General features: G+C 74.0%; 11 protein-coding genes. 7 read left to right on the top strand and 4 right to left on the bottom strand.

Annotated elements, in window-relative coordinates; translation table 11 throughout:
* Window positions 1-155: 155 nt before the first annotated feature.
* A complete protein-coding gene (locus ACFVT2_RS14215) occupies window positions 156-884 on the bottom strand; it encodes a response regulator (protein ID WP_390016636.1) in 729 nt (242 codons plus the stop codon).
* A 169-nt stretch (window positions 885-1,053) separates the two neighbouring features.
* On the opposite strand from ACFVT2_RS14215, the gene ACFVT2_RS14210 reads away from it, so the two are divergent.
* Complete coding sequence (locus tag ACFVT2_RS14210) at window positions 1,054-2,457, top strand: globin domain-containing protein (protein ID WP_390016633.1); 1,404 nt, start codon at window positions 1,054-1,056, stop codon at window positions 2,455-2,457.
* Between the two features lie 124 nt (window positions 2,458-2,581).
* A complete protein-coding gene (locus ACFVT2_RS14205) occupies window positions 2,582-3,076 on the top strand; it encodes a pyridoxamine 5'-phosphate oxidase family protein (RefSeq protein WP_390016631.1) in 495 nt (164 codons plus the stop codon).
* 88 nt (window positions 3,077-3,164) lie between these two features.
* On the opposite strand, the gene ACFVT2_RS14200 is transcribed toward ACFVT2_RS14205, so the two are convergent.
* Window positions 3,165-3,905, bottom strand: a complete 741-nt coding sequence (locus ACFVT2_RS14200; protein ID WP_390016628.1) for an SDR family NAD(P)-dependent oxidoreductase — start codon at window positions 3,903-3,905, stop codon at window positions 3,165-3,167.
* Window positions 3,906-4,116: 211 nt separating this feature from the next.
* Window positions 4,117-4,695 carry a TetR/AcrR family transcriptional regulator gene (locus tag ACFVT2_RS14195; protein WP_390016625.1) on the bottom strand — a complete coding sequence of 193 codons (579 nt, stop codon included), beginning with the start codon at window positions 4,693-4,695 and terminating at the stop codon, window positions 4,117-4,119.
* A 418-nt stretch (window positions 4,696-5,113) separates the two neighbouring features.
* Here ACFVT2_RS14195 and ACFVT2_RS14190 point away from each other — a divergent pair, with 418 nt between their 5' ends.
* Genes ACFVT2_RS14190 through ACFVT2_RS14180 form a run of 3 tightly spaced genes read left to right on the top strand, consistent with a single transcriptional unit; the run spans window position 5,114 to window position 8,852 of the window.
* Complete coding sequence (locus tag ACFVT2_RS14190) at window positions 5,114-5,689, top strand: (2Fe-2S)-binding protein (RefSeq protein WP_390016622.1); 576 nt, start codon at window positions 5,114-5,116, stop codon at window positions 5,687-5,689.
* Window positions 5,686-6,696, top strand: a complete 1,011-nt coding sequence (locus tag ACFVT2_RS14185; RefSeq protein ID WP_390016620.1) for an FAD binding domain-containing protein — start codon at window positions 5,686-5,688, stop codon at window positions 6,694-6,696. Before ACFVT2_RS14190 ends, ACFVT2_RS14185 begins: the two co-directional genes overlap by 4 nt.
* Window positions 6,693-8,852: a xanthine dehydrogenase family protein molybdopterin-binding subunit gene (locus ACFVT2_RS14180; protein ID WP_390016617.1), complete on the top strand. Its 2,160-nt coding sequence runs from the start codon at window positions 6,693-6,695 to the stop codon at window positions 8,850-8,852. Before ACFVT2_RS14185 ends, ACFVT2_RS14180 begins: the two co-directional genes overlap by 4 nt.
* 122 nt (window positions 8,853-8,974) lie before the next feature.
* Here ACFVT2_RS14180 and ACFVT2_RS14175 read toward each other — a convergent pair whose 3' ends face one another.
* The gene (locus tag ACFVT2_RS14175) at window positions 8,975-9,439 is read right to left on the bottom strand and encodes a hypothetical protein (RefSeq protein WP_390016614.1); all 465 of its coding nucleotides are present in this window, start codon (window positions 9,437-9,439) and stop codon (window positions 8,975-8,977) included.
* Window positions 9,440-9,625: 186 nt separating this feature from the next.
* Here ACFVT2_RS14175 and ACFVT2_RS14170 point away from each other — a divergent pair, with 186 nt between their 5' ends.
* Both ACFVT2_RS14170 and ACFVT2_RS14165 read left to right on the top strand, forming a co-directional pair.
* A complete protein-coding gene (locus ACFVT2_RS14170; protein ID WP_390016612.1) occupies window positions 9,626-10,894 on the top strand; it encodes a serine hydrolase domain-containing protein in 1,269 nt (422 codons plus the stop codon).
* Between the two features lie 125 nt (window positions 10,895-11,019).
* The coding region (locus tag ACFVT2_RS14165) for an FAD-dependent oxidoreductase (protein ID WP_390016609.1) at window positions 11,020-12,164 on the top strand (1,145 nt) is incomplete at its 3' end.

Raw genomic sequence — 12,164 nt, 5'->3', positions numbered from 1 at the left:
GTCGGGGGCCCCCGGCATGGGGGGGGGCGCCCGGTGCCCCGCGGCCCCGGGCCGGGGGGGGGCCCGGGCGGCCGCGGGCCCCCGCCACGGGGCACCGCGCGGTTCGCGGCGCACCGGGGCGGCGGATCAGGCCCGCCGCCCTCGCCATACCGCGCTCACACCCGCGGCTGCCCCTTCAGCCGTTCGACGACCATCGCCGCCTGAACCCGGCGTCCCACCCCCAGCTTGGACAGGATCGCGGACACCCGGTTCTTGACCGTCTTCTCGGCGAGGAACAGCCGGTCCGCGATCTGGCGGTTCGTCAATCCCTCGCCGATCAGGTCCAGTACCTCGCGTTCGCGCGGCGAGAGCCGGTCGAGTTCGGACGGCTCCGCCTCGGCCGCCCGGTCCCGGCCCGGGCCGCGCAGCCGCTCCATCACCCGCGTCGCGGTGCGCGGGTCCAGCATCGACTGCCCCGCCGCGACCGTGCGGACCGCGTGCACCAGCGCGGTGCCGTCGATCTGCTTGAGCACGTAGCCGGCCGCCCCGGCCATGATGGCGTCGAACAGCGCCTCGTCGTCGTCGAAGGACGTCAGCATCAGGCAGGCCAGCTCCGGCACCCGGGCCCGCAACTCCCGGCAGACCTCGATCCCTTCGTGGTCGTCGTCGGTACCGCCCAGCCGGACGTCGAGGATCGCCACCTGCGGCCGGACCGCCGGTACCCGGGCGAGGGCCTGCCGGGCGTCGCCCGCCTCCCCCACGACCTCGATGTCCTCCTCCGCCTCCAGGAGGTCCCGCACGCCGCGTCGGACCACCTCGTGGTCGTCCAGGATGAAGACGCGCAGCGGGGTGTCCAAGGCGGCGGCGGACGGGGCGGGGGCAGGGGGGACGGACTGCTGGTTCATGCACTCTCGCTCTGCGGTTCTGCGCGGATCGGCCGGGCACAAGGGGCCCGACCACGAGGTTCGTCGGGCCCGGCGGTCCGCGCAAGGGCCGAACGGCCCTGAGGGAACGGGGCCCTTCGGGCACGGTGCGGCGTTGCGATACTGGCGCCCCCGTCAGGAGGTCGATCCCATGCAGCAGCCCCGCCAACCCGCGCGTTCCACTCCGTCCGTGCCGTCCGAACGGTCCGCCGTGGGCACCGTCGGTGGCGAGTACCACGCCCTGCTCGCCCGGCACGACGCCATGCGGCTGCGCCGGCGCATCCTCGGGCAGGGCCGCGCCCCCGCGCCGGACTTAACGGCCACCACCTACGACGGCGCCGCGGACCAGCGGCTGATCACCCAGTACCTCGACCTGGTCACACCGTTCGGCGACCTGATCGCCCACCTCTACGACGAGATGTTCGCCCGGTGGCCCTACCTGCGGTCGCTGTTCCCCGCGTCGATGGACTTCCAGCGCGCGCACCTGGCCCGCGCCTTCTGGTACCTGATCGAGAATCTCCACCGCCCCGCCGAGGTGGCCGCCTACTTCCGGCAGCTCGGCCACGACCACCGCAAACTCGGGGTGCGTCCCGTGCACTTCGAGGCGTTCGAGGCCGCGCTGTGTGCGGCACTGCGGCGCACCGCCGGGCCCCGCTGGGCCGAGGCGGTGGAACAGGCGTGGGTGCGGATGTTGCGGTTCGCGGTCGCGTCGATGGTCGAGGGCGCCGACGCCGCACTCGCCGAACCCCCGTGCTGGCAGGGCACGGTGACCGCCCACGAGCGGCGCCGCCCGGACCTCGCCGTGCTGCGGGTCCGGATGCACGAGCCGTACCCGTACCGGGCCGGCCAGTACGCGGCGGTCGAGTCACCCCTGATGCCCCAGGCATGGCGGCACTACTCCCTCGCGTCCGCGCCGCGGCCCGACGGCGAAGTGGCCTTCCACGTCCGGCAGACCGGCCCCGGCGGGGTCAGCGAGGCCCTGGTCAGCCGCACCGGGGCCGGCGACACCCTGCGACTGGGCCCCGCGCACGGCACGATGACGCTCCCGGACGAGGAGCACTCCCGCGATCTGCTGATGGTGGCGGGCGGCACGGGCTGGGCGCCGGTCAAGGCGCTGCTGGAGGAGTGGGCGGGCCGTCGCCGCGGGGCCGGCGGTCGCCCGCTGCGCCGGGCGGGCCGGGTCCACCTCTTCGTCGGCGCCCGCAGCCGGGCCGAACTGTACGACGCCGAGGCGCTGGCCCAGTTGGCGGCGCACCACGACCGGCTGCGGGTGGTGCGGGTGCTGGACGAGGACGCCGCCGGGGAGGGCGGCGGCCGGCTGACCGAGTACGGCCCGCTGGCCGAGGCGGTGGCCCGGGACGCGCAGTGGTCCGGTCACCTCGCCTTCGTCAGCGGTCCGGCGGCCATGGTCGGTGCCACGGTCGCCCGGCTGACCGCGGTCGGGATGCCGGCCGACCGCATTCGTCACGACCCGGTGCCGGACCCCTTGGCCCCGCCGGCCGGCCGCCCCGCTGTGTGCCCGGCGGGCGAGGCGGTGACCGGAGCGGCACGGTGACGCGGGCCGGGCCGAGTGCGCCGTCCCGCGGGGTGGGCCGAACGGCCCTGGCGGGCGGCGGCCGGGGGCCTTCTACTGGCCGGCATCAGTGCGTCAGCAGCGTCAACAGGACAGGGAGCACGCCGTGAACGACATCCCGGTCCGGCACACCGCCGGCACCGCCACCGACTCCACGCTGGGGGCCTGGGCCGACCGCGAGGCGTCCCGGCGCAGCACCGAACTGGACCGCACCGAGGCCCTCCGGCTGCTGGGCAGCGTGTCGCTGGGCCGGATCGTCTTCACCCAGGACGCGCTGCCGGCCATCCGCCCGGTGAACCACCTCCTCCACCACGGCGAGGTGATCATCCGCACCCACGAGGGCGCGGCGCTGACCACCATGACCGAACACGCGGAGGGCGAGGGGGTGGTCGTCGCCTACGAGGCCGACGCCATCGACCCGGCCACGCACTGCGGCTGGAGCGTCGTGGTGACCGGCTACTGCCACCTGGTGACCGACCCCGACGACCTGGCGCCTTACCAGGCGTTGCTGCATCCCTGGACCGACCACCGGATGGCCCATGCGCTACGGATCCGCCCGGACCTGGTCACCGGGGTGCGGCTGTCCCACCAGGTGTATTGATCACGAGCGTTGTCGACACTCGTGATCAATACACCTAGGGCCGCTCCGACTCCGCGCCGCCCTCCCGATCGCACGGTCGGGACGTGGGTCACACGAGGTGCCGACCGCCGTCCACCCGCACCACCTCGCCCGTGGTGTACGCGGCGTGGGCCAGCGCGTAGACCGCCTCGGCGACGTCCTCGGGGGTGCCGACCCGGCGCTGGGGGGTGTGGGCGGTGATCCACTCCTGCGAGCCTTCCCACACCTCCGGGGCCTCGTCGTACCAGGGGGTGTCCACCAGGCCGGGTGCCACCGCGTTGACCCTGATGTCGGGTCCGAGGGTGGCGGCGAGCAGCCGCGTCATGTGGTCGACGGCGGCCTTGCTCACGGCGTAGGGGATCGAACTGCCCATTGCCCGGCTGCCGGAGACCGAGGAGATGTTGACGATCGAACCGGCTCCGGTGGCCTTCAGATGCGGGACGGCGGCGGTGGTCACCTGCCAGGTGCCGATGACGTTGACGTCGAGGATGTCGCGCCAGACCGCGCCGTCGGCGGCGGCCAGATCGTCGAGCGGGATGAAGCGGGTCCGGCCGGCGTTGTTGACGAGGATGTCGAGCCGGCCGAACTTCTCGATCGCGGTGTCGACCAGGCGCTGGGCGTCTGCCGGGTCCGCGATGTCGCCCTGGACGTACAGCGCGTCCGGCAGCTCGGCGGCGAGGGCGGCTCCGGTTCGGGCGGACGAGGCCGAGTTGACGACCACGCGCAGTCCGGCGTCCGCCATGCGGCGGGCCACTGCGGCACCGATGCCGGACGACGAACCGGTGACCAGGGCGACGCGCTCTTCACTCACAGGACCTCCACGCAACTGACGTCAGGAATGGGGCACTTCACCTCGCAGGCCGACGGGCGGCCGGCGGTGCGGTGGCTCTCTGACGACCCGCGGGGTTTCGCTAGAATATCATTTACCGAAACCACAATTCCATAATGCGGAATGTCGGCGAGGCGGGCGCCCCGGTCATGGGCGTACGGATCGAGAGCCGGCGGCGACCCGGCCCCGCCCGTCACCGCCCCGGCGCCCCCGCGCGGAGCCCGTCCATCACGAGGTCGAGGAGGCGGCCGGCGCGGGAGTGCCAGTCGGCGTGCGGGTCGAGCTGCCAGAGCCCGGCGATGGCGAGGAGGAAGTCCTCGGGGGTGACGCCGGGGCGGATGGTGCCGGCCTCCTCGTTCGCGGTCAGGAGGAGGGTGACGGCGGCGGTGAGGGGGCCGCGGGCCACGGCGGCGAGGGTGCCGTGAGTGGTGGTGGCCTTGCGCAGGGCGGCGGCCAGGCCGGCCTTGGCCATGGCGTACTGGGCGAGGCGGTCCATCCATCCGCGCAACGCCAGGTCGGGCGGTTGGGTGGCCAGGAGGTGCGCCGCGGCGTCGCAGACCTGTTGGACCTCGTGGCGGTAGACCTCCAGAACGAGGGCCTCGCGGTTGGGAAAGTTGCGGTAGAAGGTGCCCTGTCCGACGCCGGCCTTCTTGGCGATCGCGCTCAGCGGGACGTCGGCCGCGTGCGTCAGCTCGACCAGGGCCACTTCCAGGATGCGGTCGCGATTACGTCGCGCGTCCGAGCGCAGGTGCGGGTCCTTGGGGTGCTGCACGCGTCCTCCTCCCGGAATGCGCTGGTGAGTTGGGCTCGTTCGGCGGGTGAAGCGTGGCGAACAATCGGCCTTGCTAACCGGACACCTGTCCGTTAAGTTTCAACGGTAGCGGACAGCTGTCCGCTTGAGGACCACCATAGCGGCCGACGAGTGGCGGATGAGACCAGCTGGGGAGCCCGACGGCCACCGCGACCGGTGTCCCACGACCGCGCCCCACGGCATCCCGCCGCGCTGCCGGCAGCCCCCTTCCGACGCCGCGACGCACCGCACCACCCCTCCGCCCGGACCACCCGACTCCGCCTGGCCGATGCCGCCCGGCGGGGACGGCCCGATCTGCTGACCACTTGCGGGGGCCGGCGGCCCCGACCGGGGGCCGCCGCGCCCCTCGACGCGTGAGACCCGAAAGAAGGCTGAGCTCATGGCCCCATCGACGGCCGGTGCCATCACCTTGACGATCAACGGCGAGAAGCACACGCTGCCCGTCGACAACCGCACCACCCTGCTCGACGCACTGCGCGAGCGGCTCGGCCTGACCGGCACCAAGAAGGGCTGCGACCAGGGGCAGTGCGGTGCCTGCACGGTGCTGCTCGACGGGCGCCGGGTGGTGTCCTGCCTCCAGCTGGCGGTGGCCGCCGAGGGGCGGGAGATCACCACCATCGAGGGCGTCGCGGACGGGGACCGGCTGCACCCGGTGCAGCAGGCGTTCCTGGACCTCGACGGCTACCAGTGCGGCTACTGCACGCCCGGACAGATCTGTTCGGCCATCGCCGCGATCGAGGAGCACGCCGCGGGCTGGCCCAGCGCGGCCACCGCCGACGTCCGGCCGGAAGCGGGCGTTCCGCCGCTGACCGCCGACGAGATCCGGGAGCGGATGAGCGGCAACCTCTGCCGCTGCGGCGCATACGTGTCGATCGTGCAGGCGGTCGCGCGGGCAGCGGAGGACCCGGCGCTCGCCGGTCCGACGGACGAGACGAACGTGGCGGGTGCGGCATGAGGGAATTCGACTACCGGCGAGCGTCCGACATACCGGGCGCGGTGGCGCTGCTCGGCGCCGAGCCCGAGGCGCGCTACCTCGGCGGCGGCACCAACCTCGTCGACCTGATGAAGAGCGGCGTGGAGCGGCCCGCGCTCCTCGTCGACGTGCGGGAGCTGCCGCTCGACCGGATCGAGGTCGCCGACGACGGCGGGCTGCGGATCGGGGCGACGGTCACCAACAGCGACCTGGCCTCCCATCCCGAAGTGCGGCGCCGTTACCCGGCGTTGACGCAGGCGGTGCTGGCCGGCGCCTCGGGACAGCTGCGCAACATGGCCACGGTGGGCGGCAACCTGCTCCAGCGGACCCGCTGCGCCTACTTCACCGACCTGTCCCAGCCCTGCAACAAGCGGCTCCCCGGCAGCGGTTGCCCGGCCGTTGCGGGCGAGCACCACAACCACGCGATCCTGGGCGCCTCCCCGCACTGTGTGGCCGTCCACCCCTCGGACATGGGGGTCGCGCTGGCCGCGTTCGACGCGGTCGTCCACTACGCCACCGAGGACGGGCCGGGCGCGTTGCCGCTCGCGGAGTGCTACCTGCCGGTCGGCGACACCCCGCACCGGGAGACCGCACTGCCGGCCGGCGCACTGATCACCGGCATCACCCTGCCGCCCGCGCCGGTCGCCGCCGCCTCCCGCTACCGCAAGGTGCGCGAGCGGGCGTCGTACGCCTTCGCCATCGGCTCGGTGGCCGCCGCGCTCGACGTCCGGGACGGCACCGTCCGCGACGCCCGGCTGGCGTTCGGGGCGGTCGCGTCCCGGCCGTGGCGCGCGCACGCGGCCGAGCGCGCGCTGATCGACGGACCGGCCACCGCCGAGGCGTTCGCCGCCGCCGCGGACGCCGAACTGGCCGCCGCCGAGCCGTTGCCCGGCAACGCCTACAAGGTGACGCTGATCCGGAATCTCGTCGTCGCCGTGCTGACCGAGCTGGCCGAGGAGACCCGGCGGACCGAGGAGACCACCCGATGACCACCACGACGACCGGAACCACCCCGGTGACCGGAGCCGTCGGCACCGCGCACACCCGCATCGAGGGCCGGGACAAGGTCACCGGCGCGGCCCGCTACGCCGCCGAGATCCCCTTCGCCGAACTCGCCCACGGCTGGCTGGTGGTGTCCACCATCACCCGCGGCCGGATCCGCTCGATCGACACCGCGCCCGTCCTGGCCATGCCCGGCGTGCTGACCGTGCTCCACCACGGGAACGCCCAGCCCCTGGAGTCGAACTACACCGGCCCGATGGGGCCGCCCGATCCGGCGCTCCAGATCTTCCAGCACGACCGGGTGCCGTACGCCGGTTGGCCGGTGGCGCTGGTCGTCGCCGAGACCTCCGAACAGGCCCGGGAGGCCGCCGAGTCACTGGTGGTCGAGTACGAGGCGGAACCGCACGACGTGGCGTTCGTCACCGGGCACCCGGGGACCTACGTCCCGGAGAGCACCCCACGGGCCGCGGCGGAGCAGGAGAAGGGCGACCTGACGGCCGAACTCGCCGCGTCCGCCGTCGTGGTGGACGCGGAGTACACCACTCCGGAAGAGCACCACCACCCCATGGAGCCGCACGCCGCGGCCGCGTACTGGGACAGCGGCCGGCTCGAAGTCGTCGACTCCAATCAGAGCAGCATCTTCGTCGCCCAGGAACTCGCGCAGCTGTTCTCGCTCGACCTCTCCGCGGTCCGGGTGCGCTCCGAACACGTCGGCGGCGGCTTCGGCGCCAAGGGCACCCGCGCGCACCAGGTGGCGGCGGCGATGGCGGCAACGATCCTGCACCGCCCGGTCCGAGTCGTCCTGACGCGACGTCAGATGTTCTCGCTGATCGGCTACCGCAGCCCCACCGCGCAGCGGGTCCGGCTCGGCGCCGACCCCGACGGGCGACTGCGGGCGCTGCACCACGAGGGGCTCAACCAGACCTCCACGGTGCACGAGTTCGTCGAGCGGAGCGCCGATGTGGCCCGGGCGATGTACGACGCCGACGCCCACCACACCGTCAACCGCGTGGTCCGGCTCGACGTGCCGACCCCCACCTACATGCGGGCACCGGGCGAGGCGCCGGGCTCGTTCGCGCTGGAGTGCGCGCTCGACGAACTCTCCGAGAAGTGCGGCGTCGACCCGATCGCCCTGCGCGCCCGCAACGAGCCGACGGTGGGCCCCATTTCCGGGCTGCCGTACAGCAGCCGCAAGCTCCTCGCCTGCTTCGAGGAGGGTGCCCGCAGGTTCGGCTGGGCCGACCGCGACCCGCGCCCCGGAGTGCGCCGCGACGGGCGCTGGCTGCTCGGGACCGGCACCGCGGCCGCCTCGTTCCCCACCCTGGCCGGTCCGTCCACGGCGGCGGTGACGGCCGAGGCGGACGGCACGTTCACCGTGCGGATCACGGCCGCGGACATCGGGACCGGGGCGCGGACCGCGCTGACCCTGGTCGCCGCGGACTCGCTGGAGGTGCCGCCGGACCGGGTGACGGTCCGGATCGGGGACAGCGACTTCGGTCCGGCGATGCTCGCCGGCGGCTCGGCGGGCACCCGCTCCTGGTCCTGGGCGGTCAACCTCGCGGCCCGCGCACTGCGCGGGCAACTCGCGCTGGGCGGCGACGTGCCGCCGGAGGGGATCACCGTACGGTCGGACACCACGGAGGCCATCGGCGCCCTGCCGCCCCGTGAACGGCACGCCTACGGTGCGCAGTTCGCCGAGGTCGCGGTGGACGTCGCGACCGGCGAGGTGCGGGTCCGGCGGATGCTGGGCGTCTTCGCCGCCGGCCGGATAGTCAACCCGCTGACCGCGCGCAACCAGTTCGTCGGCGGCATGGTCTGGGGACTTTCCATGGCCCTGCACGAGGAGGCGGTCCGGGACGGGGCGACAGGCACCCACGTCGGCCCCGACCTCGCCGGCTACCACGTCGCCGCCAACGCCGACGTCCCGCTCATCGAGGCGGATTGGGTGGACGACCCGGACGAGGACGACCCGGTGGGCATCAAGGGCATCGGCGAGGTCGGCATCGTGGGCGCCCCGGCGGCCATCGCCAACGCGGTCTGGCACGCGACCGGCGTCCGTCACCGGCACCTGCCGATCCGCCCGGACCGGGTGCTCACGTCCTGGGACGGCGCACTGCCGCAGTCGTCCGACGGCCGCGGCTGACAGCAGGCGGTCGCCGCTCCCACCCGGGAGCGGCGACCGTCTTCGGCGGACCCGCTCCGCCGCCCTTCACCGTGCCCACCCGGCAGCCGACGGCCGCCGGGTGGGCACCGGCCACGGCCGGGTCAGCGCACGTGGACGGTCCGCACGCTGGTGGTGAAGTCCGCGCGGGGGTGGCCCCCGTGCGGGCCGTCGACGCCGAAGAGCACCCCGCGGAACTGCAGGACGCCACGGTGCGCGGCCTTGACCTTCACGTCGACCTTGGCCTCACCGGCGTCCATGTTCACGAAGTGGCCGCACTTGACGGTGTGCCAGGCGCCGTGCGTGCCGACGCGCTGCTGCGCGCAGAACTCGGCGTACCGGAGGGCGTCGCTGTCGCCATGCCCCGTGAGGTGCACGGCCTGGCCCAGCTTGACGGTGCCGGGTGACGCACTGAGGGTGGCGCTGCCCTTGGCGAAGGCCGGGGTGACGGCCAGTACGGCCACGGCCGCGCCCATGGCCCCCACCGCGGCGAAACGGGCGACGCCCCGACGCCCGCGGATCCCCCGCGCCGCGCGTCCGTTTCCGGCCTTCTCCACTTGCTCGGTCATTTCTGTCCTCCCCTGGGTTGTGGGTCATTGTTACGACCCACCACACAAGAGGGGGATATGGCGCAGTACGTTCCCGGCAACGGCACCAAACGCCGTACGCCCCGCCCCCAAGGGGGGACAACCCCACCCCGACCACCCCGGCCAGCAGCATGGCTCACCAGCCCCGATCGTCCCTACGGTGGCCGCATGCCGATAACCGTCAACGTCCCTGCGCCGAGGGCCGGGTGGGCCCCACGGGCCGCCGTGCGGCACCTCCCCCTCCGGGCGGCCGCCGCGCTCCTCAGCGCCGCCGCCCTCCTCACCGGCCTCGTCCCCGCCCGGGCCGACGCCGCGACAACCACCGCCCACCCGTCCCCCGCCCGACTCCAACAGGACGCCGATGCGGTGCGCGACACCGGTGTCACCGGCGTCTCGGTCCGGCTGACGACGGACCACCGGACGCGCACCGTCCGCAGCGGCACCGGAGACCTGTCCACCGGACGGCCCGTACCGCCGGACGGATACGTCCGGATCGGCAGCAACACCAAGACGTTCGTGGCGACGGTCGTGCTCCAACTCGTGGGCGAGGGACGGCTGTCGCTCGACGACACGGTGGACAGGTGGCTGCCGGGCGTGGTGCGCGGCCACGGCAACGACGGGCGCCGGATCACGGTGCGTCAGCTGCTCCAGCACACCAGCGGCCTGCCGGACTACATCGGCGAGGTCGCCCCGCACCCCAGTGCAGCCGAGTACCACCGCGACCGTTGGACGACCTACACCTCCGCGCAGCGCGCCGCGTTCGCGCTGCGTCACCCGCCGTCCTTCGAGCCGGGTGCGCGCTGGAAATACTCCAACACCAACTACGTCCTCGCCGGGATGGTGATCAAGGCGGTCACCGGCCACTCCTGGGAGCACGAGGTGCGGGCGCGGATCCTGCGCCCGCTCCACCTCGCACACACCTTCGCACCGGGCAACGACCCGTACCTCCCCCGCCCGCACGCCGCCGACTACCAGCAGTTCGCCCCCGGCGCCCCGCTGATCGACACCACCGTCGCCTACCTCCCCTTCGACGGGGACGCCGACGGCTCGATGATCAGCACGACGGCGGACACCAACGCGTTCTTCGCGGCGCTCGTCCGGGGCCGGCTGCTGGCTCCCGCGCAGCTGGCCGAGATGCGCCGGTCGGTGGCGGTGCCCGGCGACCCGGGCACCCCGCCCGGCAGCCGCTACGGGCTGGGCCTGTCCTGGACTCCGCTGACCTGCGGCGGCGGGTACTGGGGGCACAGCGGTGACGGCTACGGCTACATGCTCTGGCCCGCCACGACCGCCGACGGCCGGACCACCGTCACCGTCTCCCTGCACAGCCGCCCCGGCGACCCGGACACCGCCACCCGTCAGATCCGGGCCACCACCACGCTGATCGACCACGCCCTGTGCGACGTACGGCGCGCGAAGGACGGAGCACGTCGCGGCTGACTTCCGGTGCGATCCGGGGTATCTGTGCCGATGGCTGCGCGAGCGCCGGGCCCGGGTCGCCTTGGAAGGGAGCGGTTGTGGTGGAGCGGACGACGTGTTGTGTGGTGGGCGGCGGACCAGCCGGAATGGTGCTCGGACTGCTGCTGGCGCGGGCCGGGGTGGCGGTGACGGTCCTGGAGAAGCACGGGGATTTCCTGCGCGACTTCCGGGGGGACACCGTGCACCCGTCCACGCTGGCGCTGCTGGACGAGTTGGGGCTGAGCGAACGGTTCGCCCGGCTGCCGCAGCGGCGGGTGACGACGGTTCAGCTGCCGCTCGGGCCGGACGGCTCGCTGATGACCGTGGGGAACATCGCCGCGCTGGGCGGCCGGTTCAACTACGTCGCGATGGTGCCGCAGTGGGACCTGCTCGACCTGCTGGCGGACGAGGCCCGGCGTGAGCCGTCGTTCTCCGTGCGGATGAGCACCGAGGTGACGTCGTTCCTGAAGGAGCGCGGCCGGGTGACGGGGGTGCGGTACCGCACGGCCGACGGCCGGACCGGCGAACTGCGGGCGACGCTCACGGTGGCCTGCGACGGCCGGGGTTCGCTCGCCCGGTCCCTGCCCGAACTCGGGCTGCGGGCCTTCAGCTGCCCCATGGACGCCTGGTGGTTCCGGCTGCCGCGGCACGACGGCGATCCGCACGGTCTGGTGGGCGGCGTCGGCGACCGGCTGCTCACCGCCCTGATCGACCGCGGGGACTACTGGCAGTGCGCCGCGCTGATCCCCAAGGGCACGGACGGGGCGCGGCGCGCCGCCGGCCTGGAGGCGTTCATGGTGAACTACGCGTCGGCCGCGCCCTGGCTCGGCGATCGGGTGCGGGCGCTGGACTCCTGGGACGAGGTCAAACTGCTGGACGTGCGGCTGGACCGGCTGCGGCGCTGGCACCGCCCGGGACTGCTGTGCATCGGCGACGCGGCGCACGCGATGTCGCCGGTCTTCGGGATCGGCATCAATCTCGCCGTGGAGGACGCGGTGGCGGCCGCCCGGCATCTGGTCGGGCCGCTGCGGGCCGGCGCGGTCGGCCTGCCGGACGTCCGTGCCGTGCAGCGCCGCCGGTGGCCGACCGCGGCGCTGACGCAGGCGTTGCAGCGGTTCGCCCACTCCCGGGTCATCGCACCGGTGCTGGCGGGCCAGGCGCCGTTCGGCCCCCCCCCGCCGGCCCCCGGGGGGGGCCCACCGCACACCACCACACCGTGGGAGAAACCCGTCCCCGCGGGCCAGTCGCATAT

Origin of the sequence: Streptomyces sp. NPDC058000 (genome assembly GCF_042886435.1) — a bacterium.
Classification (GTDB): Bacteria; Actinomycetota; Actinomycetes; order Streptomycetales; family Streptomycetaceae; genus Streptomyces.
Note: the sequence above shows the minus strand (reverse complement) of the source record. Positions and strands in the feature narration are given on the sequence as shown.